Origin of the sequence: Streptomyces sp. NPDC007095, from assembly GCF_040634475.1 — a bacterium.
In the GTDB taxonomy this organism is placed as follows: Bacteria; Actinomycetota; Actinomycetes; order Streptomycetales; family Streptomycetaceae; genus Streptomyces.
In genome coordinates this window covers 1-24694 of record NZ_JBEYFS010000182.1, presented here as the reverse complement: position 1 = coordinate 24694, position 24694 = coordinate 1, and the positions used below count along the sequence as shown (strand labels likewise).

Below are 24694 nucleotides of genomic sequence, written 5' to 3'. Positions count from 1 at the left end.
TCTGGCGTTGATTTTTGGCACGCTGTTGAGTTCTCAAGGAACGGACGCTTCCTTTGTACTCACCCTCTCGGGCTTTCCTCCGGGCGCTTCCCTTCTGCGTTTCCAACCTTACCAGATCCGTTTTCCGTTCCGTTTCCGGTCGGAATTCATTTCCGGTGGCCGTTGGAGGGCCTTTGCCTATTCGATCGCCTTCCGGCTCTCTTTCGGCGAGTCCGACTTTATCAGAAGTTTCTGACCGGTCTTACCGGCTGCTCAGTCCTGAATAATCGGGAGGTGCTTCTCGGGAATCGCATTCACAAGAAGCTGACAGATCCCAACTGCCACCGTCTGGAGTTGTCCAGCTCTAGGCAACTGTTCGAATCTACCTCCCCACCGGCTCCGTGTCAACGGCTCCTGTGGGGCGAAGAGGAGACTAGCAGGTCAACGGGGGTGAACGCACATCAGGCGGCCGTCGGAAGAGTCGCGCTGCGCTCGGACTCGTCGACGTCACCGGTGTCGCCGGCCCGTACTGCGCGACCGCCCAGGACATAGACGTACGCGAGGAAGGCCAGTTCAGCGGCGATTCCTATGCCCACACGGGCCCAGGTGGGGAGACCGGACGGGGTGACGAAGCCTTCGATCGCGCCCGAGACGAAGAGGATCAGAGCCAGGCCGATCGCCATACCGAGAGCGGCGCGTCCCTCTTCGGCGAGTGCCGTGCGGCGCGAGCGGGGACCTGGGTCTATCAGGGTCCATCCCAGTCGCAGACCGGTGCCCGCCGCCACGAAGACGGCGGTCAGCTCCAGGAGGCCGTGCGGAAGGATCAGGCCCAGGAAGGTGTCGAGGCGGCCCGCCGACGACATCAGGCCTATGCCCACGCCGAGGTTGAGCATGTTCTGGAAGAGGATCCAGAGAACCGGTAGCCCCAGAAAGATGCCCAGGACCAGGCACATCGCGGCGGCCTGGGCGTTGTTCGTCCAGACCTGGGCCGCGAAGGACGCGGCCGGGTGGCTCGAGTAGTAGGTCTCGTACTCGCCGCCGGGGCGTGTGAGCTGGCGCAGCTGGCTGGGGGCCGCGATCGAGGACTGGACCTCGGGGTGCGTGCCTATCCACCATCCCAGGACGACGCCGACCAGGGTCGACAGGAGCGCCGTGGGGACCCACCAGTGGCGTGATCGGTATACCGCCGCCGGGAAACCGTGCGTGAGGAAGCGGGTGACATCGCGCCACGAAGCGCGGCGGTTGCCCGTCACGGCCCCACGCGCGCGTGCCACCAGTTGGCTCAGACGTCCGGTGAGCTGCGGATCCGGCGCGCTGGACTGGATCAGGGAGAGGTGCGTGGCCGTACGTTGATACAAGGCGACGAGTTCGTCGGCCTCGGCTCCCGTGAGCCGGCGTTGGCGGCGCAGCAGGGCGTCGAGACGGTCCCACTCTGCGCGGTGGGCGGACACGAAGACGTCGAGGTCCATCGGTTCTGCTGCTCCTCGTCCTCTCGTACTGCGTGTCAGCTTGTCGTACTGCGGCGCGATGTGCCCTCAGCTTGGCAGACTGACCGTTCTCAGGGCAGGTCAGGGGAAGGACGGCGAGTGTGAGTGAGCTAGTGACGGGCGAGGCGGTGGCGCTGGAGCTGCGCCCCGCGAAACTGCCGAGCCGGGCGCTGGCCGTGCTGCTCGATCTGGCCGTGTCGATGACCGCCTATTTGATCGTCACCATCGGCCTGCTGGCCGCGACGGCGGCCTTGGACGATGCGGCGCGGATCGCGGTGTCGATCGCGAGCTTCGTTCTGCTGCTGGTGGGCGGCCCGATCGCGGTGGAGACACTCAGTCACGGCCGTTCGCTGGGGAAGCTGGCCTTCGGGCTGCGGGTGGTGCGGGACGACGGCGGGCCCATCCGGTTCCGGCACGCGTTGGTGCGTGGTGCGATCGGTGTGGTCGAGATTCTGATGACGTTCGGCATCATCGCGTGCATCGCCTCGCTCGTGTCGGCTCGGGGACGGCGGCTCGGTGACGTGTTCGCGGGGACCCTCGTCGTGCGGGAACGCATTCCCGTCGGACATACAGCCTTCGTGCCTCCGCCACCGCCCTGGCTGGCGGGACGGTTCTCCGGACTTGATCTGTCGGCCGTGCCGGACGGCTTGTGGCTGGCCATTCGTCAGTACCTGACGCGGATGCGGCAGCTGGACCCTCAGGTCGGCGGGGCGATGGCGGAGCGGCTCGCGTCCGATCTGGCCGCCCATACGGGGGCTCCGGCGCCGCAGGGGGTGCCGGCGGCCGCCTATCTGGCGGCCGTGGTGCAGGAACGGCAGGCTCGTGACGCTCGGCGGGCCTTCGGCGGCGGGAGCGCTCCGGCGGTGCCCGGGGCCCCGGACGGGTTCGTCGCCGGGGTGCCCGGCGCGGGCGGCGGTCCTGTCATGGGGCAGCCAGGCGCTCACTTCTATCCGCAGGCGGGTGCCTCCTGGCCCGCTTCGGCGCGGGACCCGTATCCCTCGGCGTCCCGGGCCTCGGAGGGTCCGGCAGCGTCGGCGCAGCAGGCGCCGCCCGCGGTACCGCGGGACGAGCCGGTCGAACGCCCGTCGACCGGGTTCGCGCCGCCCGCCTGAACCCGCTCCGAACCGTGTCCCGGCGTCGTCAGGCGAAGACCGACGGCGGGGATTCGAGGTGCTCGAGCTCCATGCCAGGTGCCGCCAGGACCACGTCTCCCGCGAGGTGCACGGCGTACTGATCCCCCGTGTCCAGGGCTGTGACCTGGTATTCGTCCACGGCCAGGGGGCCGTTGTCAGTGGCGTGTGTTTCTCTCGAGATCAAGGCCCAGGACTGGTCGACGGTGCGCGGGGCGAGGACCGGGTCGGTGAAGGCGACGAGGCGTACACGGGTTGCGGGGGCATCGGGGGTGAGGCGCAGGAGACGGGCAGTGGCGACGAGGAAGGCGGGGGATGTGCCGGTGAAGGCGTGGGCGCGGACGTTACCTTCGGTGGCCTCGGTGCCGGTGGGGTCGGTGCGGACCCACGTCACACCGTCGAGGGCGGCGGCACGCACCTGCCAGCTCGCGGCGTGCAGTTCGAGACGGATGGGGCGGCCGAGCTCGTCGAGGGCGAGGTCGACGGAGCCGGCATGGTCGCCGGAAGGGGTGGTCAGTTGGGAGACATAGCGCCAGCCGGAGGGGCCGGGCGCGCAGTGGAAGTGTTCTTCGGCGAGGGGGGTGTGATCGTGCGGATCATGGAGCGAATAACGACCGCGGGGCATGGGCGTTCAGGTCCTCATCGGGGACAGGCCCCCGCCACGGGGGCAGGGGCCTGCTGACATCCGTACGCCGAGCGGTGGTACCGCTGCTCGGCGGGGTGCTCAGTAGCGGTAGTGGTCCGACTTGTACGGGCCCTCGACCTCTACGCCGATGTACGCGGCCTGCTCCGGGCGGAGCGTGGTGAGCTTGACACCGAGGGCGTCGAGGTGGAGGCGGGCGACCTTCTCGTCGAGGTGCTTGGGCAGCACGTAGACGTCGGTCGGGTACTCGTCGGGCTTGGTGAACAGCTCGATCTGGGCCAGGGTCTGGTCCGCGAACGAGTTGGACATCACGAACGAGGGGTGGCCGGTGGCGTTGCCCAGGTTCAGCAGGCGGCCCTCGGACAGGACGATGATCACCTTGCCGTCGGGGAACTTCCACGTGTGGACCTGCGGCTTGACCTCGTCCTTGACGATGCCCGGGATCTTCGCGAGGCCGGCCATGTCGATCTCGTTGTCGAAGTGGCCGATGTTGCCCACGATCGCCTGGTGCTTCATCTTGGCCATGTCCGAGGCCATGATGATGTCCTTGTTGCCGGTCGTGGTGACGAAGATGTCGCCCTTGTCGACGACCTCGTCGAGGGTCGTGACCTGGTAGCCGTCCATCGCCGCTTGCAGGGCGCAGATCGGGTCGATCTCGGTGATGACCACGCGGGCGCCCTGGCCGCGCAGGGACTCCGCGCAGCCCTTGCCCACGTCGCCGTAGCCGAGGACGACTGCGGTCTTGCCACCGATGAGGACGTCGGTGGCACGGTTGATGCCGTCGATCAGGGAGTGGCGGCAGCCGTACTTGTTGTCGAACTTCGACTTGGTGACGGCGTCGTTCACGTTGATCGCCGGGAACAGGAGGGTGCCGTCGCGGTGCATCTCGTAGAGACGGTGGACACCGGTCGTGGTCTCCTCGGTCACGCCGCGGATCTCCGAGGCGAGCTGGGTCCACTTCTGCGAGCCGTCGGTGATGGTGCGGTGCAGGAGTTCGAGGACGAAGCGGTGCTCCTCGGACTCGGCGGTGTCGACGGACGGGACCTTGCCGTCCTTCTCGTACTCGACGCCCTTGTGGACGAGGAGGGTGGCGTCACCACCGTCGTCCAGGATCATGTTCGGGCCGCCGGTGGGGGTGTTCGGCCAGGTCAGGGCCTGCTCCGTGCACCACCAGTACTCCTCCAGGGTCTCGCCCTTCCAGGCGAAGACCGGGACGCCCTGCGGGTTGTCGGGCGTACCGTTCGGACCGACCGCGATGGCGGCGGCGGCGTGGTCCTGGGTGGAGAAGATGTTGCAGGAGGCCCAGCGGACCTCGGCGCCGAGGGCGACCAGGGTCTCGATGAGGACGGCGGTCTGCACCGTCATGTGCAGGGAGCCGGTGACGCGGGCGCCCGCGAGGGGCTGCGTGGCGGCGTACTCCTTGCGGATCGACATCAGGCCGGGCATCTCGTGCTCGGCGAGGGTGATCTCCTTGCGGCCGAACTCGGCCAGGGAGAGGTCGGCGACCTTGAAGTCCTGTCGGTTGTCGACAGTCGTCATTGCGAGCTGCTCCTCGTGGTCTGGATTGGGGCGAGGTGGATACGGCTGTCTGCGCGGCGCGGACATACGCATGCCCGAGCAGGGCACGGACGTGCCCCACAGCAGGACACAGGTGTGCCTGGTGCGCGCAGCGCAGTCCGTCGGAGGCCCTCTCTCCCTCGGCCGGTCCGCGGTGGGACCGCCCGACCGCCATCAGCAGCGACGTCTGGCTCAGCCACCAAGCTACACCGGTCGCCCCGGGCCGCCCCAGTCCGGCTCCGGCCAACGGACGTTCCCGGACAAGGTGTGGGGCTCGTCTTCGGGCGGGTGGGTGCCGGGCGGGTCAGTGTTCGGACGGTGTCTGGGCGGGGCCCCCGGGGGTCGCTTCGGGGTTGGGGCCCTTCGCGGCCTCCGCCTCGCTGTAGATGTCCGGTTCCAGGTAGATCACGCGGGCGATCGGGACGGCGGCGCGGATGCGGGACTCCGCGGCGTTGATCGCGGTGGCGACCTCGGCGGCCGTGTCGTCGTGCTGGACGGCGATCTTCGCGGCGACCAGGAGCTCCTCCGGGCCGAGGTGGAGTGTGCGCATGTGGATGATGCCGGTGACCGTGTGGCCGTCGACGATCGAGGCCTCGATCTTCTTGACCTCTTCGACGCCCGCGGCCTCGCCCAGCAGGAGGGACTTGGTCTCGGCGGCGAGGACCAGCGCGATCAGGATGAGCAGGATGCCGATGCAGAGCGTGCCGATGCCGTCCCAGACGCCGTCGTCCGTGAGCAGGGCGAGGCCGACGCCGCCGAGGGCGAGGACCAGACCGATGAGCGCGCCGAAGTCCTCCAGGAGGACGACCGGCAGCTCGGGGGCCTTGGCGCGGCGGATGAACTGCGACCAGGAGTGCGTGCCCCGCAGTTCGTTGGACTCCTTGATGGCCGTGCGGAAGGAGAAGCCCTCGGCGATGATCGCGAACACCAGGACGCCCACCGGCCAGTACCAGTGCTCGATCTGGTGCGGGTGCTTGATCTTCTCGTAGCCCTCGTAGACGGCGAACATGCCGCCGACCGAGAAGAGGACGATCGAGACGAGGAAGGCGTAGATGTAGCGCTCGCGGCCGTAGCCGAAGGGGTGCTGGGGGGTCGCCTCGCGCTGGGCCTTTTTGCCGCCGATCAGGAGCAGGGCCTGGTTGCCGGAGTCTGCGAGCGAGTGGACGCCCTCGGCGAGCATCGAGGACGAACCGCTGAAGGCGAACGCCACGAACTTCGATGCCGCGATCGCGAGATTGGCGCCGAGTGCCGCCACGATCGCTTTGGTGCCGCCTGAAGCGCTCATGTGCTCCTGCTGTCCCTTCGTACGCCGTCCGGGCCCCGTTCGTACCCTCGTACGCCGGTCCGGGCTTTGCCCGCCCTTTGCGGTGGGCCATTGTTGCAGCCCGGTCCGACGGCGGTACGTCTGGCCGTCACAGTCGCCTCGTCAGGCCACCACTGTCGCACGGAAGATCGTGCCGGACCCGGACACCTCCGCCTTTTCTCCCGCCGGTACGAAGACCGACTCACCGGGGGCGAGCGGGTTGCCGTCGGCGCGTACGGAACCCGCCGTGCAGAGCAGGATCTGTGGGGTGTCGCGCGTGAGGTCGTGCGGGGCGGCGCCCTCCGCGAGGGTGTACCGGGAGAGGCGGAACTCGTCGATGGGGGTCGCGTAGACCTCCTCGCCGTCGGGGGACGCCTCCGGGCGCAGGACGCCGGGGTCGCTCGCCTCGAAGCGGACGATGCGCAGGAGTTCGGGGACGTCGACGTGCTTGGGGGTCAGGCCGCAGCGCAGGACGTTGTCGCTGTTGGCCATGATTTCGACGCCGAGGCCGTTCAGATAGGCGTGCGGGACGCCGGCGCCGAGGAACAGAGCCTCGCCGGGCTGGAGTTGGACGTAGTTGAGGAGCATCGCGGCGATCACGCCGGGGTCGCCCGGGTAGTGGTGGGCGATGTCGGCGTAGGGGGCGTAGGCGCCGCCGAGACGGTCGCAGGCGGCCGCGGCCTCCGTGACCGTGTGGGCCATGTCGTCGGGGTCCGCGCTCAGCACCGCCGTCAGGACCTCGCGCAGCGCCGCGTCCTGAGGGTGGGCGTGCAGGAGGTCGACGTACGGCTTGAGGGAGTCGACGTCCAGGCGCGCGAGCACGTCGGCGGCCTCGTCGGGGCTGCGGAAGCCGCACAGGCCGTCGAACTCGGTGAGGGCGCAGATCAGTTCGGGCTTGTGGTTGGCGTCCTTGTAGTTGCGGTGCGAGGCGGTTATCGGGATGCCGCGGCGCTCCTCGTCCTCGTACCCCTCCCTCGCCTGTTCGAGGTTGGGGTGCACCTGGAGGGAGAGCGGTGCGCCCGCGGCGAGGATCTTGAGCAGGAACGGCAGGCGGGGGCCGAACTTGGCGACGGCCGCACGGCCGAGTTCCTTCTCGGGGTCCTCGCCGATGACCTCGTCGAGGGGACCGCGCGCCGTGCGGGAGGGAGCGCCCGGGTGGGCGCCCATCCACATCTCCGCCTGCGGTTCACCGGTCGGCTCGACGCCGAGCAGCCGCGGGATGGCGGTGGTCGAGCCCCAGGCGTAGGGGCGGACGGTGTTGTCGAGGCGGTCCATGTGTGTCGTTCTCTCCGTACGTGCGCTGCGCTGGTCAAGAGTCCCGGTCGGCCGGGGCCGGTCGGGATGCCCGGCTACAAGATCAGGCCCCTGAAGCGAGCGCCAGGTAAACGGCGGCGAAATCCGTGACGGCGATCAGTTCCGCGAGGGTTTCGAGGTCGCCGCCCTCCTCGGGTTCGAGCTCGCTGATCGCGGTGTCGTGGCTGAGGGCCAGCTCGCGGGCGGCGGGCCCGGCGGTGAGGCCGCCGGCCGGGCGGTCGCGCAGGAGGACCACGCGTGCGTGGAGGACCTGCTGCTCCTCGACGCGGTCGCGGAAGAAGTCGTCGGGGTCGGCGGCCGCGGCCAGCGCGCCCGAGAGCAGGACGCTGTGGGCGGCGAGCGCTTCGGGGAGTTCCGCGGTGAGGGCGGGGCGGCCGGCCAGTTCCGCGAGCGCGGCGGTGAAGCGGCGGCCCGCGGGGCCCGCGGAGGTGCCCTCCGTCCAGATCACCGGGAGTGCTTCGGCGAGCTCGGCGGCGAGCGTCTTGGCCGGGTTGCTGTACGGCGCGATGGCCGGGCCGCAGCGTTCGGCGACGCGGTCGAGGCGGTCGGCGACCTTCTCCAGCGCCTCGGGCGGGGCGGAGACCAGGCCGGTGCGGTCCAGCAGTGCGAGCAACGGGGTGAGCAGGGCCCACAGGACGCCGGGGGCGGAGGCCGCGAGAGGTTCGATCGGTTCGTACGGGGCGGTCGCCATCGGTACGAACAGGCCGTGCGTGCCCTGCACCACCTCCACGATCGGGGTGCCGGCGGGGGCCACCGCTACGACGGAGCAGCCGCGCCGGTATGCCTGCTCGACCAGGAGTTCGAGGCCTGGTTCGCTGCCGTCGGGGGTGGCGATCAGCAGGAGGTCCACCGGGCCCGCCCAGCCGGGCAGCTCCCAGCGGAGGGCGCCGGAGGCGGGGGCGACGCCGGTGGGGGTGAGCCGGGTGATGGGGCAGCTGGCTCCGGCGAGTGTGCCGAGCAGTTCGGCGACGCCGGTGGCGGCCAGGCCGGGGCCGGCGATCAGGACGGCGCGTGGGCGGCCGTCCGGCTTCAGTTCCGCGATTCCGGCTTCCGTGGCGTGCCGGACCGCGGTACGCACGCGGGCGCCGGCCTCCGCGGCGCCCCGGAGCAGCTCGCGACGGTCGGCGCGGGCGAGCGCCTCTGGGTCGTCGAGCAGCGATTCGTCGAGCATGGGTCGGCAGCCTCCCGATCGCCGGTGTGTTGCCTCTGTCGCCTGATTCGCCTGTGGGGTGGGTGTCGCCGGTGGGGGTGTTTACCCGGGGCGGCGGGCCTCGTCGACGAGGAGTACGGGGATGCCGTCCCGGACCGGGTAGGCGAGACCGCAGTCCTGGCCCGTGCAGAGCAGCTCGCTCTCCTGCTCCTTGAGCGGGGCGTGGCAGGCCGGGCAGGCGAGGATCTCCAGGAGGCCGGCTTCGAGCGGCATGGGGTGTCCTTTCGAACAAGGTGGATGCGGCCTGGTCAGCGTACCGCTGTGGGGGGTGGGGTGCCGGGGTGTGTGGACGTGGTGATTTCGCCCCCGCCGCCCCTACCCGACCCATCCCCAGGTGCTCCGCCCCCTCACCCCCGCCAGGGGCGCTGCGCCCCCTGGACCCCCGCATCGGCCTGAACGGCCTCGTCCTCAAACGCCGGACGGGCTGAATGGCGCGGGCCGGGGTGGGTGGGACATCGGCCTCCCACCTCAGCCTCAAACGCCGGACAGGCTGAAGGTATGGAGGCCGGGGCGGGTGGACGGGGGTGGGTGGGACATCGGCCTCCCACCTCGGCCTCAAACGCCAGACAGGCTGAAGGTATGGAGGCCGGGGCGGGTGGACCGGGGCGGGTGGGACATCGGCCTCCCACCTCAGCCTCAAACGCCAGACAGGCTGAAGGTATGGAGACCGGGGCGGGTGGGGTTCGGTCTTTGGCCTTGTCCTCACGCGCCGGGTGGGGGTTGGCTTTCGGCCCCGGCCCCGGGCTGGCAACGCCGTGTGGGCCGGGGCTTTCGGGGGCGCGGGGAACTGCGCGGTCAGCCCCCACCCGTCCGCGGACGAAGCACTCCGCCTCGGGACGCGGGGAACCGCGCGAGCGGATCCCCGCGCACCCCGGTCGAACAACCGTCGGGGGGAAACGGCACCCGGGGTGTTCAGCCCCTGATGATTTCCAGGATCTCGTCGCGTACCTTCGCCATCGTCGGCTCGTCCTTCGCCTCGGCGTTCAGGCGGAGGAGGGGCTCCGTGTTGGAGGGGCGGACGTTGAACCACGAGTCGTCCGAGGTGACGGTCAGACCGTCGAGCTCGTCGATGGTGACACCCTCGCGGCCCTCGTACGCGGCCTTGATCGCGGCGAGACGGGCCGCCTGGTCGTCGACCGTGGAGTTGATCTCGCCGGAGCCGACATAGCGGTCGTACTCGGCGACGAGCTCGGAGAGCGGGCCGTCCTGGCCGCCGAGGGCGGCGAGGACGTGCAGGGCGGCCAGCATGCCCGTGTCGGCGTTCCAGAAGTCGCGGAAGTAGTAGTGCGCGGAGTGCTCGCCGCCGAAGATCGCGCCTGTGCGGGCCATCTCGGCCTTGATGAAGGAGTGGCCGACGCGGGTGCGGACCGGGGTGCCGCCGTGCTCGCGGACGACCTCGGGCACCGACCAGGAGGTGATGAGGTTGTGGATGACCGTGCCGCCGCCGTGCTTGCCGAGTTCGCGAGCGGCGACCAGGGCGGTGATCGCGGACGGGGAGACCGGGTCGCCGTTCTCGTCGACGACGAAACAGCGGTCCGCGTCTCCGTCGAAGGCGATGCCGATGTCGGCGCTCTCCTCGCGCACGCGCTGCTGGAGGTCCACGATGTTCGCCGGGTCCAGCGGGTTCGCCTCGTGGTTCGGGAACGTGCCGTCCAGTTCGAAGTACATGGGTACGAGGTCGAGGGGAAGGTCCTCGAAGACCGTCGGCACCGTGTGCCCGCCCATGCCGTTGCCCGCGTCGACCACGACCTTCAGGGGGCGGATGTGGGTCAGGTCGACGAGCGAGCGGAGGTACGCCGAGTAGTCCTCCAACGTGTCACGCTGCGTGATCGTTCCTGGTGTCGCGTCGGAGGCCGGGAGGCCCGAGTCGAGCCAGGATTCGACGAGTTCGCGGATCTCGGCCAGGCCGGTGTCCTGTCCGACCGGGGCGGCGCCCGCGCGGCACATCTTGATGCCGTTGTACTGGGCGGGGTTGTGCGAGGCCGTGAACATGGCGCCCGGCAGGTTGAACGCACCGGACGCGTAGTACAGCTGATCGGTGGAGCACAGGCCGATTTCGGTCACGTCGACACCGCGTGCCGCGGCTCCGCGTGCGAAGGCGCGCGACAGGCCGGGCGACGAGGGCCGCATGTCGTGCCCGATCACGATGGCGTCCGCTCCGGTCACCTGGACGAAGGCCGCCCCGAACAGCTCGGCCATCGACTCGTCCCACTGGTCCGGGACCACCCCGCGTACGTCGTACGCCTTCACGAGCTGCGACAGATCAGCAGTCACGGCCAACCTTCCAGAAGTCCACTTCGGTCGCCCCAAACTACCCGTACCGGCTGACAGCCCGCCGTGAAGGGGCCGATCGGACGCTCACCCGTCATCTGGGAGCCCCGAACGTCACCCGGGGGTAACGCGCGGGGTCGAATCCGGCCGTCAGGGCAGCATCCAGCCGAGGACCGGTGAACTCTGGCCCAGCACGATCAGGCACATGATCAGCAGCAGCCCGGCGCTCCACGGGAGCACTTTGCGCAGCAGGTCGCCCTCACGGCCCTCGAGCCCGACCGCCGCGCACGCGATGGTCAGGTTCTGCGGCGAGATCATCTTGCCGAGCACTCCGCCCGAACTGTTGGCGGCGGCGAGCAGTTCGGGAGACAGCCCCGACTCGTGGGCCGCGCTCACCTGGAGGGCACCGAAAAGGGCGTTCGCCGAGGTGTCGGAGCCGGACACCGCCACGCCGAACCAGCCCAGAACGGGTGACAAGAAGGCGAGCCCCGCTCCGGCCGCCGCCACGAAGTGGCCGATCGTGGCCGCCTGTCCGGAGAGGTTCATGACGTAGGCGAGGGCCAGCACGGACGTCACGGTCAGGATCGCGAACCTCAACTCGTGTACCGTCGCCGCCCATTCCTCGACCGCCACACGCGCGTGCACCCCGAGTACGACGGCCGTGCACAGTCCGGCGAGCAGGACGAGGGTGCCGCCGGTCGACACGAGCGGGAGCGTGAGGACATTGCCCCCGACGGGCTTGCCCTCGGGGGTGACGACGTCGAGGAAGGGCCAGTCGTACGTACGGGTCGCGTGCGCCAGCCGGTCCTTGACCGCCGGAATCTGGGCGATCGAGAAGATGACGACGATCAGCGCGTACGGGGCGTACGCGCGCGCGACCTCGGGGCGCGGGTCCTCCTGGTCCAGGTCCTCGCTGCGTACGCCGGTCAGGACCGCCGCTCGTACGGGCTCGGCGGCGGGCCTGCGCGCGTGCGGTACGGCGACCAGGGCGGCGGCGCCCGCCAAGGACGCGCCGATGTCGGCGAGTTGCGCGGAGACGTAGTTCGAGGCGGCGAACTGGGCGGCGGCGAAGGCGACTCCGCACACCAGGGCGGGCACCCAGGTCTCCCGCAGCCCGCGCCGGCCGTCGACCAGCCCGACGAGTACAAGGGGCACGACGAGGGCCAGCAGCGGGGTCTGACGGCCGACCACGGAGGCGACGGAATCCAGTGGCAGGCCGGTGACTTGGGCGAGTGTGACGACCGGTGTGCCCATCGCGCCGAAGGCGACCGGTGCGGTGTTGGCGACGAGTGCCACCACGGCCGCGCGCACCGGGTCGAAGCCGAGCGCGACCAGCATCACCGAACAGATCGCGACGGGCGCGCCGAAGCCCGCGAGTGTTTCCAGGAGCGCGCCGAAGCAGAACGCGACGACAAGTGCCTGGATGCGCGGGTCGTCGGACAGCCGCCCGAACGAGCGGCGCAGGACGTCGAAGTGCCGGGTGCGGACGGTCATCCGGTACACCCACAGGGCGTTGACGACGATCCACAGGATGGGGAAGAGGCCGAAAACGGCCCCCTGGGCGGCGCTGGAGAGTGTCTGGCCGACCGGCATGCCGTATGCGAGCCAGGCGACCAGTGAGGCGGCCAGGAGGCCGATGAGTCCGGCCCGGTGCGCCTTCATGCGGACGCCGCCGAGCAGGACGAGGACGATGACGAGGGGCAGGGTCGCCACGAGGGCGGAGAGGCCCAGCGAGTCGGCCACGGGTTCCAGTTTCTGGACGTACACGGGCGCCTCCCCGGATTCCGCCACGCGGGGGATTCCGCGATGCGGAAAGCATTTTCTCGCGGACGGGAAAATGGTCGTGTCCGCGACAAGCCCTCGTCAATGGGCGTGCACGACTCGATGGAGCCGATGGAGGAAGCTCAGTGGGGTCGCCCCTGGATACGCCCCTGGATACGGAGGGGGCGGACGCTCAGTTGTCCGGCGAGCGCAGCACCCGTAGGTGGCCGCGGCGCGCGACCTCCATCGGATCCGCCGAGCGGGCGCCGCCACCGGCCTCGGCGGTGCGCTGCTGCGGCCTGGCCGCCTCGCGCACCGCGTTGGCGAGCGCTTCCAGATCGTCACCGCTGGGGCGGGAGGGAGCGGAGGCGTCGGCGAGCCGGACGACCTCCCAGCCGCGCGGCGCGGTGAGGCGCTCGGAGTGCTCGGCACACAGGTCGTAGCAGTGGGGTTCGGCGTAGGTGGCGAGCGGGCCGAGGACCGCGGTCGAGTCGGCGTAGACGTACGTCAGCGTCGCGACGGCGGGGCGGCCGCAAGCGGTTCGCGAACAGCGACGTACAGGGCTCACGACGTTGGACGGTACCGCACTCTTGAGCGGGCCGCGACGACTCTCCCCCCGGTCACCCCACCGTGTCGTGCTGTGAGTCCGCCCACACAAGTCTTCGGACCGCCCGTTCTGACCTGGGGCGACATCCCGTGGCGAGATGCCGAACAGACCTGAATCCGGTCACCACTTGGTGCAAACCACGTCAATTGCCATGTGAGCGACGGTCCTGGAGTGATACGGAATCGAGCCCAAGCTTGGCTGGAATGGTCATCCTGCGACATCCGGAACGTGCGCCGGGCTTCCTGCCCCGGGCCGCGGGCCGCCGCGTGGGGGCCGGGCGCGCGGACCTCGTGGGGACTACTCTTCGTCAGTGATGGACACCCCCGTACCGCCCACCGCCGCCGCACCCGGGCCCCGCCGTCGTGATCGCCACGGAAGGGGCATGCGCGGCCCCGTCGCGCCGCCCCAGGTGCCGCTCGCCGCGAGCCGCGCCGAGGTCTTCGCGGACCTGGTGCAGGACTCCGTGGAGCGGCTGGAGCGGCGCTGGCCCCAACTCGCCGACATCGATTTCATGGTCCTCGAAGTGCCCCGCCTCGGCGGGGCAGGCGAGAGCTGGAGCGACGAGGCGGTGCCTCTGGGGGGCACGATCCCGGCGTTCGAGGACCATCCCGCGCGTGTGGTCGTCTACCGACGCCCGGTCGAGATCCGCACCAAGGGCCGCGACGAGCGCGCGGCGCTGGTGCACGAGGTCGTCGTGGAGCAGGTCGCGGAGTTGCTGGGACTGACACCGGAGACGGTGGACCCGCGCTACGGCGAGGACTGAGGCCCGCCCGAGCGCTACCGGGAGCACGGCCGGCGCGCCACCGGGTCCCCCTTGAGGACCCGGTGGATCACCCGTACGGAATCACTTCTTCAGCAGCACCGAAAGATCCTGGTCCGCCTCCGGCACCGCCACCGTCCCGCGGTCGTCCGGGAGGGTCTGGATCGTGAACCCCGGGACACCCTCCTGGGCGGAGGCGAGGGTCCGGGAGGCGTAGACGGGGCCTCCGGAGACGGGCTCGACCGTCAGGGCGTACGTCCCCTTGAGACCGGCCGGGACCGGTGCGTCGATGTCCTGGGTCGTACCGCCCTTGATCATGTACGTCTTCGTCGCCGCCGTACCGCCCTCGCTGCCGGCGGACGCGGTGACCTTGACCTGGGCGCTCCGGCCGGGGGCGGACAGGGCGAGCGTGGTGCCCTTGGAGCTGTTGTCGGCGACCGTCGCGCGCGCACCGACCGGGCTGGTGGCCGGGATGAACGCCATCTCCTGCTTGCTGCCCTTGCCGCGCACCACCTGCAGGGCCGCGACGACCGGTGCCGAGGTTCCGGTGGAGGTGAGCACCAGGGAGCCCGCCTCGCCGCGCGTGACGTCACCGAGGTCGGCCGCCGCGGTCATGCCGGCCTTGACGTGCAGCGTCTCGTTCCCGGCCGGTGTGATCAGGCCCGAGGGCGAGGCGAGGCGGATCTTCAGGTCGGCGTCCTGGTCGCCGGGTGCGAAGGCGACCAGCCGCACGGCCGTGGCGTCCTTGGGGATGCCCGGCATGACGAGGCTGCCCGCCGGGTCGGTGGAGGCGGCCAGCCAGTCCCCGCCGATCTTGTCGTCCAGGGCCTGGACAGCGGCGCCGACGCGACCGCTGCGGACGGTCACGTGGACGGTGAGGTCGGTCTGCTGCCCGCTCGCGAGCGTGCTCAGCAGGAGCGGCTCGCTGGCGTGCGGCTGGACCGTGATGCCCTCGCCCACGGTGGACTTGAGGGTGCCGTCCTTGCCGTACAGCTCGACGTCGACGACGGCCGCCGAGTCGTCGGGGTTGGTCAAGTGCACATAGTCGGTGCGGCCGGTGGCGGTGCTGACGCCCGGGAACCAGAACTCGGTGTCCGGGGCGGTGCAGTTGGTGCCGAGCAGACCGCGGCCGGTGCCCGCGGCGACCGCGGTGGTCTCCTGGACGGTCCAGCCGGGCGCGAACTTGCCCTCGGCGGTGCCGACGAGGGCGGGCGGCTCGGCTCCGGAGCCGTCACCCGTGGCCGGCTTACCGGGCTGCGCCGGCTTCAGGGCGGCCTTCACGGTCTTCTTGCCGGTCTTCTTGCCGCTCGCGGAGTCCGCCGACTCCTCGGCCGCGGCCTGCAGTTCGGCCTTGCCGCTGTCGGCGGCGCCCTGGGTGACGGGCGTGAACGACGTGTACGCCGTCTCCGCGATCTCGGAGGTGCTGGGCTGCGGGCAGAGGAGGCTGGTGCGCTCCACGGGCTGCTGGGTGGCCGCCTTGGCGCTGTTGTCGCCGGAGGCGGCCGGCGCGTTGAGCGAGGCGAATCCGGTGACGGCGGCGAGCGCGGTCGCGCCGGCGATCAGGGACAGGGTGGTGCGGTTCACTGCTGGCTCCCGTCGGGGCGCTCACTGTCGGTGCCGTGCGGCGGCTGCGGCGGCGTGTTCGGGTCGTAGGCGGCGTCGTAGCCCTGGCCGGTCCCGTCGTAGCCCTGGTACGTCTGCATCGGGTCGTACGGTGCCGTGCCCCCGTAGGCGTACGGGTCGTACTGGCCCGCCTGGTAGGGGTCCGCCTGGTACGGCTGCTCGTAGGTGCCCGCCGGGTACTGCTGCCGGCCCTGGTACTGCTCGCCGCCGTAGGTGCCGTACTCGGCGCCCGCGTAGGTCGATGAGTCCCACTCGTCGTACGCCTGCTGCTGCGGGACCGACGCGGGCGTCTGCTCGGCCTCCTCCTCCGGAGGAGGAAGGGCGCCCTCTTCCTGGACGGCCTGGTCGGACTGCTCCGCCTCGGCCTCGGCCTGGGCGCGCAGACGGCGGGCGCGGCGGCCCTCGCCCGTGGCGTCCTGGGCCGGGACGACCGGCTCCTCGGGGAGGTCGTCGTCGACGTCACGGCGCCGCCCGGGCAGGGCGAGGACCACAAGGACGACGGCGAGCGCGCCCTGGGCCCACAGCCAGCCGGTGTGGCTCATCGGGGCGTCGAAGGTGACGTCCAGCCTGCCGCCGCTCGCGGGCAGTTCGAAGCCCTGCGCCCAGCCGTCGACGGTGGTGCGGGTGAGCGGCTTTCCGTCCAGGGCCGCCGTCCAGCCCGCGTCGGCCGTGTCGGCGAGGCGCAGTACGCGGCCCTCTCCCCCGGAGGGGATGGTGGTGTGCAGTTCGACGGGTCCGGCGGCGATGGACAGGGCCTCGCCGGACTTGGGGACGATCGAGGCGCGCGAGACCTGGCTGTCCAGGCGCCACAGGGCGCTGCCGTCCTGCTGGCTGAGCCGGGTCAGGCCCGGGGTGGCGTCCAGGACGCGGCTCATCTCGCGGGGTGCGCCCTTGCGGACCAGGACGTAGCGCACGGCGAAGCCGCCGAGCTGGTTGGCCTGGTCGGCGCCGGAGCCCGCGACGAGGTTGGCGACGACCTTGTCGAGCTTCTTGTTCTCGCCGCCCTCGGCCGCGAGTTCACCGTCGCCCATGCGGGCGCCGGAGCCGCGGACGAGGGTGTAGCCGACACGGGCGCCGGAGTCGCTGTCGAGGACGAGGGTGCGGGCCTGGTCGCGGGTGCCGCTCTCCTCGGCGACGAACGCGGGCACCTGCACCGGGTCGCGGCGCTCCACGGGACCGTCGGCGCCGCCGAGGACCCATCCGGCTGCCACCAGCAGCGGGCCGGCGGCCGAGGCGAACGCGATGAGCGCGGCGACCGGCTGACGCCAGCCGAAGCTCTGCTCGGCCACCCGCGCGCGTGCCCCGTCGGCGCCGATCGTGGCGGCGGCGAGCAGCGCGAGGCCGTAGACGAGGGTGGCGGGTCCCGCCCAGGCCGACTTGTTGGACAGCACGGCGAAGACGAGCGCCACCAGGGCAACGGCCCAGGCGGCCCACACCGCTCGCTGCCGCTCGCTGCGCATCAGGGCGGCCAGGGCCGCCAGCACGATGCCGATGAGCATCAGCCCGCTGACCGTGCCGGGACCGCCGGGGCTGGCGCCGAGCAGGTCGAGCGCGGAGGCCGCGCTCGCGCCGTAGGGCATCCCGGCTTCCTTGAAGAACCCGAACGGGAGCAGCGTCAGCGACCAGGGGGCGAGGACCAGCAGCGGGGTGCCGAGCTGGGCCAGGAAACGCGGCCCATAAGCGGTGATCTCCTTTCGGCGCACTACGAGGAGGGCGATTCCGAGGACCAGCGCGATGGGCCACACGATCGGCGTGAACGCCGTGGTGAACGTGAGCAGGAGGGCGTACGCCCAGGTGGCACGCCAGCTGCCGCGCGCTCCGGAGGAGTGCGCCAGCCCGCTGGCGGCGATGCCCGCGCGCGCGATGAGCGGCAGCAGGATCGCGAGGAAGGCGGTGCCGATGCGGCCGCCGGCGAGGGCGCCGGCTGCGGCGGGCAGGAAGGCGTACGCCACTGACGCCCAGGCGCGCAGCAGGCGCGACTCGACGAGGGGGCGCGAGGCGAAGTACGCGGCGAAGCCGGCCAGCGGAACGGAGGCCACCAGGAGCACGGTGACCGCGAGCCCGGTGGAGCCGAGGAGCAGGGAGGACAGCAGGGCGACGAGCGCGAGGTACGGCGGCGCGGTCTCCGTGCCGCCGGCGCCCACCGGGTGCCAGCCGTCGGCGTAGCGCGACCACAGCTCGGAAGCGTCGGCGGGCGCGGGCAGCAGCGCGCCGCCCGCGAGCGACCCGCTGCCGAGCAGGCCGCGGCAGGCCAGGAGGGAGACGAACAGCAGCACCAGGAAGAGCATCGGGCCGGGGTTGCGGGCGATGCGCTTGAGCCGGGCGAACTGCTCGATCTGGAGGAAGTCGGCGTCGTCGCCGCCGGGTCCGGACTCGACCGCGCCGCCGTGCCGTCCGGCGCCGGTGGTGGCGTCGGGGTCGTCGCTGCCCATGAAGTTGCCCGCGACCTGCTCGACCGTGGCCCGCACGGTGGCGCCGGGCGGCGGGAACAGGGCGCGCAGCTCGCCCTTGTCGACCTGGGGGCGACCGCGTCTGCGGCGGCCCGCGAGGATCCGCTCGGGGCGCAGCAGGATGCCCAACAGGCCGCGGATCTCGTCTACGGCCTGTCCGGGGACCTTGCCCACGAGGTAGGCGACGGTGCGCAGCAGGGTGCCGAGGACGAGCCGGATCAGGATCCAGGGCAGCTGTGCCGTACGCGCGTTGACGAGGAGGGTGTAGACGGCGCCCGCCTTGTCGACCTTGTGCGGGGAGGCGGCGGTGCGGCCCACGCAGTCGACGGTGCGGCGCTCGCGGGAGGCGGCCTCGGCGTGCCGGACGACCGCTTCGGGGGCGACGAGGACGCGGTGCCCGGCGGCCTGGGCGCGCCAGCACAGGTCGACGTCGTCACGCATCAGGGGCAGTCGGCGGTCGAAGCCGCCGAGTTCCTCGAAGACGTCGCGCCGGATCAGCATGCCGGCGGTGGACACGGCGAGCACGGGGTGGACGTGGTCGTGCTGGCCCTGGTCCTGCTCGCGGCGGTCCAGGCCCGTCCAGCGGCGGCCGGAGTTGGCGATGGTGACGCCGACCTCCAGGAGCGCTCGCCGGTCGTACCAGCCGCGCAGCTTGGGGCCGACCACGGCGACTTCCCTGCCGAACTCCTGCTCGCTCTCCACGACCCGGAGCATCTGGGCCAGGGCGTCGGGCTCGGGGGCGCTGTCGTCGTGCAGCAGCCAGAGCCACTGCTCGGGCTCGCCGTGCGGGAGCTCCGGCATGTCGTAGGCGTCGTCGCGCCAGGTCCGGGTGACCGGGTCCCAGCCGCTGGGGCGCTTCAGATACGGCAGGTCGTCCGGGGTGAGCATGCCGGCGCCGCGGATGGCCTCCTCGACGGCCTGGCCGAAACCGGTGCGCCGGGCGAGGTGCAGCACCCGGTCGGCGCCGAGTGCGTCGGTCAGCAGCAGGGCGGAGTCGTCCGCGCTGCCGGTGTCGGCCGCCACCGCGTTCTGCACCGGGCGCTCCTGGCCGAGCAGCCCGGCGAGCGCTTCGGGCAGCCAGCGGGCGCCGTCGTGGGAGACGAGGACCGCGGTCACCACGTGGCGCGGATACTCAGGTGTGGCGGCGTCGTGTTGGACTGCCGAATGGCTGTGCACGGACATCGAGGTACGGGCCCCGGTTCGATGGACTGCGGTGGACGCCTGTGTCCGGCGGGGACAGCGGGACGTCTCGGACGAGGGCCCACACTAACGGCTGGGCAACACAGCGGCCCGCCGCCTGTGGATAACCCACCTGCGACGGGCCGTTCTTACCTGCCGGTATCGGTACGAGGGGTGCGCGCCGTGCGGTCAGACGGCGGCCTTCTTCAGCCTTCGGCGCTCGCGCTCGGACAGACCGCCCCAGATGCCGAACCGCTCGTCGTTGGCGAGCGCGTATTCCAGGCACTCGGAGCGGACCTCACAGGCGAGACAGACCTTCTTGGCCTCGCGGGTGGAGCCGCCCTTCTCGGGGAAGAAGGACTCGGGGTCGGTCTGGGCGCACAGCGCGCGCTCCTGCCAGCCGAGTTCCTCGTCCGCGTCGTCGACCAGCAGTTGCTGCACCAGCTCGGTCATGTGCGCCCCTCGTCTGTCTTTCGCGTCCCCGTGATGCTGCCGTTACCGATTTCGGCTGAACGACACGAGTGAAATTACAAGTGTGCCGATCCGGGCCAGTCAAGCCGAGATCTGCTATTGAGCCCCTTATTCACTCTGCGGAACCAAGGCTATGCGGAAAGTGTTCAAATCGGCATAAACCTCGACAGTCTCAAGGGGCCCGTCCGGACTTCCGACCCGCTACCGGGAAGGACGCCCAGAAGTTCGATCTCGTTCCGACGCGGACTCCGAAGCGAACCGGATCACATTTGGATCACGGGATCGCATCGAGGTTTGCGCGCCCGGTTGTGCGCCATGTGTCCGGGGTGGCTCCAGAGCAAACCTTTCGCCACACAGATGAACCGAATGAGGTGAAACATCTCCCACATAGCGGACATGAAGTTGACAGCCGAGGTGTGAACCGATGTCCTTATGGGCATGCTCGCGAACTTGGCACTCACCTCGACCCGCACCGCCGGGTCCCACGGTGCTGCCCGCGCTCGCTGTAGCTGTTGTTGCTGTCCCAGCTGTTGAGCCGTACCGCGCTCCGGCTGCCTCGCCGCCACTGAGGCGAATCCCCGCCCCGCTCACGGGGCGATCGCCCGTACCAGGGCACCCTCCCCGTCCGTGATCCGGACGGAAACGGCCCCGCGACACCCCAGCTCTCCGCCGAGGAACCACCGCACCCATGAACAGCGACAGCGACCTCCAGATCGCCGGCGACATCCTCGAAGTACCGCACCTGCTCCAGCCGCCGCGCGAGCACCCCGCCACCGTGTCCGAGTTCGTCGGCCTGGCCCGCTCCATCGCCGCCGACCGCTCCCAGTGGGAGCACCTCGTCCAGTACGACGCGACCTCCCGCTGGTACCACCGGCTGCGCACCGGACCCGGCTACGAGGTGTGGCTGCTGTCCTGGGTGCCCGGACAGGGCAGCGGACTCCACGATCACGGGCGCTCCTCCGGCGTACTCACCGTCCTGGAGGGCGCATTGACCGAGCGCACGGAGCGCGACACCCGCGCGTTGGGGGCAGGATCCCAGCGGGTGTTCGCGCCGGGGTACATCCACGAGGTCGTGAACGACTCGCTGGAACCGGCCGTGAGCCTGCACGTTTACTACCCGGGTCTTACCGAGATGCCGATGCATTCGGCCCAGTGCGCCCCGGCCGTCGTCACGGCCTGAGGGCGCCCGCGGTCTCGTAACCGCCTCACGCGTTGTCGTACCCGCCTGCCAGACTGAACCCCATGCGCATTGTGGTTCTGGCAGGCGGTATCGGTGGTGCCCGGTTCCTGCGTGGTCTCCAGCGGGCCGTGCCGGACGCGGACATCACGGTCATCGGCAACACCGGCGACGACATCCATCTCTTCGGCCTGAAGGTCTGCCCGGACCTCGACACGGTGATGTACACGCTCGGCGGCGGCATCAACGAGGAACAGGGCTGGGGCCGGACCGACGAGACCTTCCACCTCAAGGAGGAGCTCGCGGCCTACGGGGTCGGGCCCGAGTGGTTCGGGCTCGGCGACCGCGACTTCGCGACGCACATCGTGCGGACGCAGATGCTGAGCGCGGGCTATCCGCTCAGCGCGGTCACGGAAGCCCTGTGCGACCGCTGGAAACCGGGCGTCCGGCTCATCCCCATGTCCGACGACCGCGTGGAGACCCATGTCGCCGTCGAGATCGACGGCCGGCGCAAGGTGATCCACTTCCAGGAGTACTGGGTGCGGCTGCGGGCCTCCGTGCCGGCCGAGGCCGTGGTACCGGTCGGCGCCGAACAGGCCAAGCCCGCACCGGGTGTCCTGGAAGCCATCGCGGAGGCGGACGTCATCCTCTTCCCGCCGTCCAACCCGGTCGTGTCCATCGGCACGATCCTCGCCGTGCCCGGCGTCCGGGAGGCCATCGCCGACGCGGGCGTGCCCGTGGTGGGCCTCTCCCCCATCGTCGGCGACGCGCCCGTGCGGGGCATGGCCGACAAGGTGCTGGCGGCGGTCGGCGTCGAGTCCACGGCCACCGCGGTCGCCGAGCACTACGGCTCGGGGCTCCTCGACGGCTGGCTCGTCGACACGGTGGACGCGTCCGCCGTGGAGCGGGTCGAGGCGGCCGGGATCCGGTGCCGGGCCGTGCCGCTGATGATGTCCGACCTGGACACCGCGGCGCAGATGGCGCGTGAGGCGCTGACGCTGGCGGAGGAGGTGCGGACGTCTTGAGCGGACAGCTCTCCCCCGGTTACCGGGTCTGGGCGCTGCCCGGGCTCCCCGAGGTTCGACAGGGTGACGACCTCGGCAAGTTGATCGCCGTCGCCGAGCCCGGGCTGGTCGACGGGGACGTTCTCCTCGTCACCTCGAAGATCGTGTCCAAGGCCGAGGGGCGCCTGGTCGAGGCCGCCGACCGGGAGGCCGCCATCGACGCCGAGACCGTACGGGTCGTGGCGCGCCGCGGGACCCTGCGGATCGTCGAGAACCGGCAGGGGCTCGTGATGGCCGCCGCCGGGGTCGACGCCTCCAACACCCCCGCCGGGACCGTCCTGTTGCTGCCCGAGGACCCCGACGCCTCCGCGCGGGCCATCCGGGACGGGCTGCGCGACACCCTCGGGGTCGACGTCGGCATCGTGATCACCGACACCTTCGGGCGGCCCTGGCGCACCGGACTCACCGATGTCGCCATCGGCGCCGCGGGCGTACGGGTGCTGGACGATCTGCGCGGCGGCAGCGACGCGCACGGCAATCCGCTGAGCGCCACCGTCGTCGCCACCGCCGACGAGCTCGCCGCCGCCGGTGACCTGGTCAAGGGCAAGGCCTCCGGGCTGCCCGTCGCCGTCGTGCGCGGGCTGCCCCATGTGGTGACCGAGGACGACGGGGAGGGGACGCGGGCGATGGTGCGGGGCGCACGCGACGACATGTTCCGGCTCGGCACCTCGGAGGCCGTACGGGAGGCCGTGACCCAGCGGCGTACCGTACGGGCCTTCACCGACGAGCCGGTGGATCCGGCCGCCGTGCGGCGGGCCGTGGCCGCGGCGGTCACCGCTCCCGCGCCGCATCACACCACTCCCTGGCGGTTCGTGCTCCTGGAGTCCGAGGAGTCGCGTACGCGGCTCCTCGACGCCATGCGGGACGCGTGGATCGCGGATCTGCGGCGGGACGGGAAGAGCGAGGAGTCGATCGCCAAGCGGGTACGGCGCGGTGATGTGCTGCGCAACGCTCCGTACCTCGTGGTGCCGTGTCTCGTCATGGACGGGTCGCACACGTACGGCGATCCGCGACGGGACGGGGCCGAGCGGGAGATGTTCGTGGTCGCCGTCGGCGCGGGGGTGCAGAACTTCCTCGTCGCGCTGGCCGGAGAGCGGCTCGGGTCCGCGTGGGTGTCGTCGACGATGTTCTGCCGGGATGTCGTGCGGGACGTGCTGGAACTGCCGGAGGGGTGGGATCCGATGGGGGCCGTGGCGGTCGGACATGCGGCACAGGAGCCACGGGCTCGGCCCGAACGGGATGCCGGGGCGTTTGTCGAGGTGCGGTGAGACTGGTTGCCGAGATGCGGTGATGAGTGGTTGCCGAGGTGCGGTGACAGACCTTGTCGAGGCGTGGTGATGAGTGGTTGCCGAGGTGGTGACAGCTTTTGTCGAGGAGCACGGAGAGTCTTCGGCCGGGTGCGGTGAGAGTGGTGTACGTCGCGAGTGGTGTGCGTCGCGAGTCGGGTGTTCGGAGAGGGTGAGCGCCTACTCTCGTAGGGCACCCCGAGTTTCCTAGGACCCTTTTCGTGGCTGGACGTTTCGCTCCTCGGCCGACGCGTACGACTGTGCGCGGCGGGCATGTCGCCGTGCCCGCGGACGCCTCCGGCGGGGTGCCTCGGCAGGCGGTCGCACCTGGGCGTACCCGCACCTGGACGCCGCCCTGGCCGGTCGATCTCGGGCTCGTGCTCGGACCGCTGCGCCGTGGGCCCGGTGATCCGACCTTCCGTGCGACGCCGGACGGGGCCGTGTGGCGGACCAGTCGGACGCCTGCCGGGGCCGGGACACTGCGGGTCTCGGCGCGGGGCGGGGTGGTGCGGGGTGAGGCGTGGGGGCCGGGGAGCGAATGGCTGCTCGAACAGCTCCCCGAGATGCTCGGCTCGGCCGACGATCCCGATGCCTTCGAGCCTCGTCATCGGCTGGTCGCCATCGCGCGGCATCGGCGGCCGGGGTTGCGACTGGTGCGTACCGGGCTGGTGCTGGAGTCGCTCATTCCGTCCGTTCTGGAGCAGAAGGTCACGGCGGACGAGGCGTATCGGGCGTGGCGGTTGCTCGTACGGAAGTTCGGGGAGCCTGCGCCGGGGCCCGCGCCGGAGCGGATGTCCGTCGTGCCGGCGCCGCGGACGTGGGCGCTGATTCCCTCCTGGGAGTGGCACCGGGCCGGGGTCGACAACAAGCGGGCGTCGACGATTCTGCGGGCCGTTCGGGTGGCGGGGCGGCTTGAGGAGGCGGCGGGGATGGAGCCGGGGGCCGCGCAGGCTCGGTTGGAGTTGGTGTCCGGGATCGGGCCGTGGACGTCGGCGGAGACCGTGCAGCGGAGTCATGGGGCGGCGGATTCGGTGACCGTGGGGGATCTTCATCTGCCGGGGATCGTGGGGTATGCGCTGGCGGGGGATCGGGATGCGGACGACTCCGTGATGCTTTCCCTGTTGGAGCCGTATGCCGGGCAGCGGCATCGGGCGGCTCGGTTGATTCTGTTGTCGGGGCGGACGCCTGCTCGGCGGGTTCCGCGGATGCCGCGGGGGGATATCGGGCGGCTGTAGTCGCCCCGGGTGCGGGCCGGGAGATCTCGCCCCCGCCGCCCCTACCCGTCCCATCCTCCAGGGGCTCCACCCCTTCGACCCCGCCAGGGGCGCTGCGCCCCCTGGACCCCCGCATCGGCCTGAACGGCCTCGTCCTCAAACGCCGGACGGGCTGAGTGATACGGGCCCGGAGTGATACGGGCCAGGG

Annotated in this window: 20 protein-coding genes; 7 read left to right on the top strand and 13 right to left on the bottom strand. The window is 71.2% G+C overall.

Features of this window, described 5'->3' with window-relative positions; all coding sequences use genetic code 11:
- On the top strand, positions 1 to 235 hold a 235-nt coding region (locus tag ABZ656_RS42510; protein ID WP_360275781.1), incomplete at its 5' end, for a hypothetical protein.
- 205 nt (positions 236 to 440) lie between these two features.
- Here the strand turns inward: ABZ656_RS42510 and ABZ656_RS42505 are convergent.
- Positions 441 to 1448, bottom strand: coding sequence for a stage II sporulation protein M (locus ABZ656_RS42505; RefSeq protein WP_101404839.1), 1008 nt, complete (start codon positions 1446 to 1448; stop codon positions 441 to 443).
- A gap of 119 nt (positions 1449 to 1567) precedes the next feature.
- Between ABZ656_RS42505 and ABZ656_RS42500 the strand changes: the two genes are divergently transcribed.
- Entirely contained in the window at positions 1568 to 2578 is a 1011-nt protein-coding gene (locus tag ABZ656_RS42500) for an RDD family protein (RefSeq protein WP_360275778.1), read from the top strand.
- A gap of 28 nt (positions 2579 to 2606) precedes the next feature.
- Here ABZ656_RS42500 and ABZ656_RS42495 read toward each other — a convergent pair whose 3' ends face one another.
- The 9 genes from ABZ656_RS42495 to ABZ656_RS42455 form a co-directional block, all read right to left on the bottom strand.
- Positions 2607 to 3221, bottom strand: a complete 615-nt coding sequence (locus ABZ656_RS42495; RefSeq protein ID WP_101404837.1) for a hypothetical protein — start codon at positions 3219 to 3221, stop codon at positions 2607 to 2609.
- Between the two features lie 99 nt (positions 3222 to 3320).
- The gene (ahcY, locus tag ABZ656_RS42490; RefSeq protein WP_101404836.1) at positions 3321 to 4778 is read right to left on the bottom strand and encodes an adenosylhomocysteinase; all 1458 of its coding nucleotides are present in this window, start codon (positions 4776 to 4778) and stop codon (positions 3321 to 3323) included.
- A 322-nt stretch (positions 4779 to 5100) separates the two neighbouring features.
- A complete protein-coding gene (locus tag ABZ656_RS42485) occupies positions 5101 to 6081 on the bottom strand; it encodes a cation diffusion facilitator family transporter (protein WP_101404835.1) in 981 nt (326 codons plus the stop codon).
- 141 nt (positions 6082 to 6222) lie between these two features.
- On the bottom strand, positions 6223 to 7374 hold the full coding sequence (gene manA, locus ABZ656_RS42480) for a mannose-6-phosphate isomerase, class I (protein WP_360275773.1): 1152 nt from the start codon (positions 7372 to 7374) through the stop codon (positions 6223 to 6225).
- A gap of 82 nt (positions 7375 to 7456) precedes the next feature.
- Complete coding sequence (locus ABZ656_RS42475) at positions 7457 to 8584, bottom strand: SIS domain-containing protein (RefSeq protein WP_101404833.1); 1128 nt, start codon at positions 8582 to 8584, stop codon at positions 7457 to 7459.
- Between the two features lie 81 nt (positions 8585 to 8665).
- Positions 8666 to 8836: a Trm112 family protein gene (locus ABZ656_RS42470; RefSeq protein WP_075027380.1), complete on the bottom strand. Its 171-nt coding sequence runs from the start codon at positions 8834 to 8836 to the stop codon at positions 8666 to 8668.
- A 699-nt stretch (positions 8837 to 9535) separates the two neighbouring features.
- On the bottom strand, positions 9536 to 10897 hold the full coding sequence (locus ABZ656_RS42465) for a phosphomannomutase/phosphoglucomutase (protein WP_101404832.1): 1362 nt from the start codon (positions 10895 to 10897) through the stop codon (positions 9536 to 9538).
- 147 nt (positions 10898 to 11044) lie between these two features.
- Positions 11045 to 12661: an L-lactate permease gene (locus tag ABZ656_RS42460; RefSeq protein ID WP_360275784.1), complete on the bottom strand. Its 1617-nt coding sequence runs from the start codon at positions 12659 to 12661 to the stop codon at positions 11045 to 11047.
- Between the two features lie 187 nt (positions 12662 to 12848).
- Positions 12849 to 13223 carry a DUF3499 domain-containing protein gene (locus ABZ656_RS42455; RefSeq protein WP_211118721.1) on the bottom strand — a complete coding sequence of 125 codons (375 nt, stop codon included), beginning with the start codon at positions 13221 to 13223 and terminating at the stop codon, positions 12849 to 12851.
- Positions 13224 to 13575: 352 nt separating this feature from the next.
- Here ABZ656_RS42455 and ABZ656_RS42450 point away from each other — a divergent pair, with 352 nt between their 5' ends.
- On the top strand, positions 13576 to 14025 hold the full coding sequence (locus tag ABZ656_RS42450) for a metallopeptidase family protein (RefSeq protein ID WP_101404830.1): 450 nt from the start codon (positions 13576 to 13578) through the stop codon (positions 14023 to 14025).
- An 81-nt stretch (positions 14026 to 14106) separates the two neighbouring features.
- On the opposite strand, the gene ABZ656_RS42445 is transcribed toward ABZ656_RS42450, so the two are convergent.
- The 3 genes from ABZ656_RS42445 to ABZ656_RS42435 form a co-directional block, all read right to left on the bottom strand.
- Positions 14107 to 15606, bottom strand: coding sequence for a DUF5719 family protein (locus ABZ656_RS42445; protein WP_360275768.1), 1500 nt, complete (start codon positions 15604 to 15606; stop codon positions 14107 to 14109).
- Positions 15603 to 19277, bottom strand: coding sequence for a glycosyltransferase (locus ABZ656_RS42440; protein WP_101404828.1), 3675 nt, complete (start codon positions 19275 to 19277; stop codon positions 15603 to 15605). Before ABZ656_RS42440 ends, ABZ656_RS42445 begins: the two co-directional genes overlap by 4 nt.
- Positions 19278 to 19463: 186 nt before the next feature.
- Positions 19464 to 19727, bottom strand: coding sequence for a WhiB family transcriptional regulator (locus tag ABZ656_RS42435; protein ID WP_003975777.1), 264 nt, complete (start codon positions 19725 to 19727; stop codon positions 19464 to 19466).
- Positions 19728 to 20433: 706 nt separating this feature from the next.
- On the opposite strand from ABZ656_RS42435, the gene ABZ656_RS42430 reads away from it, so the two are divergent.
- The 4 genes from ABZ656_RS42430 (at position 20434) to ABZ656_RS42415 (ending at position 24507) form a co-directional block, all read left to right on the top strand.
- Positions 20434 to 20925 (top strand): cysteine dioxygenase family protein, encoded by a 492-nt coding sequence (locus ABZ656_RS42430; protein ID WP_054229209.1) that lies wholly within the window; start codon positions 20434 to 20436, stop codon positions 20923 to 20925.
- A gap of 62 nt (positions 20926 to 20987) precedes the next feature.
- Positions 20988 to 21947, top strand: coding sequence for a 2-phospho-L-lactate transferase (cofD, locus tag ABZ656_RS42425; protein WP_101404826.1), 960 nt, complete (start codon positions 20988 to 20990; stop codon positions 21945 to 21947).
- Positions 21944 to 23254 carry a coenzyme F420-0:L-glutamate ligase gene (locus ABZ656_RS42420; RefSeq protein WP_360275763.1) on the top strand — a complete coding sequence of 437 codons (1311 nt, stop codon included), beginning with the start codon at positions 21944 to 21946 and terminating at the stop codon, positions 23252 to 23254. Before cofD ends, ABZ656_RS42420 begins: the two co-directional genes overlap by 4 nt.
- Before the next feature lie 239 nt (positions 23255 to 23493).
- Positions 23494 to 24507 carry a 3-methyladenine DNA glycosylase gene (locus ABZ656_RS42415; RefSeq protein ID WP_101404824.1) on the top strand — a complete coding sequence of 338 codons (1014 nt, stop codon included), beginning with the start codon at positions 23494 to 23496 and terminating at the stop codon, positions 24505 to 24507.
- Positions 24508 to 24694 lie beyond the last annotated feature (187 nt).